Genomic DNA, 825 nt, shown 5'->3' on the forward strand with positions numbered 1-825 from the left:
GACTGTTGTAGAAGCTATAAAAGGCGTATTGGAGCATGAGTTTATTGATTGTGGTTATCGAATAATGACAAAGTATCTTCAGCGTAAAGGTTATAAGATCAATCACAAGAAAGTGTACAGAATAATGAGTAATACAGGACTTTTAAAGCCTAATTCAAGAATTAAAAGAAGTGGTGGTGGGCGCAAGTTCGTAAGATTTAGGAAGGTTCACACAAGCCATCCTATGGAGTGTCTTGAAATGGATATTAAAATGATTTGGATTCCCAATATGGGAAAGAACGCTTATCTTTTATCGGTAATTGATGTTCATACTAGAAAAATACTAGGTTATACTTTTGCATTCAATGTAAAACAAAAAGAGGTGATTGAATTGTTATCAACAATCGTCGATGAATATCCAACTCCAGAATCTCTGATAATTAGATCAGACAATGGGAGTCAGTTCATAGCGCGTAATGTGAGAGATTACATTCATTTAGTCGGGTTTGAACAAGAATTTACTCATGTGGCAACACCTGAAGAGAATGCTCATATTGAAGCTTATCACGGTACTTTAAAGAGAGATATCTTTGACAGAGTCGATTATCGTACTTTCGGTGAAATACAGCAGATTATAAAAAGATATGTGCCATTCTATAATGGTGAAAGATTACATGGGTTACTTGGGAGAATTACTCCAAATGAAAAGTGGAAGCAGGATCAGCATTTAATTAAAAAGCGAGGGAAAGCAGCTTAGTAGTATTAAATTTTGACAGAGCCTGAATCACTCTATAAAATGAAAATTAAAAAATAGAATAAAACTCTAGGATATCAGGGGTCAAAACA

General features: G+C 34.4%; 1 protein-coding gene. It reads left to right on the forward strand.

Annotation, left to right across the window (positions count from 1 at the left end; translation table 11 throughout):
- Positions 1-736, forward strand: a 736-nt coding sequence (locus tag GQR60_RS19945; RefSeq protein ID WP_124994622.1) for an IS3 family transposase, incomplete at its 5' end; no start/stop codon positions are given.
- Positions 737-825 lie beyond the last annotated feature (89 nt).

This window comes from Labilibaculum euxinicum, from assembly GCF_009795715.1.
Taxonomy (GTDB): domain Bacteria; phylum Bacteroidota; class Bacteroidia; order Bacteroidales; family Marinifilaceae; genus Labilibaculum; species Labilibaculum euxinus.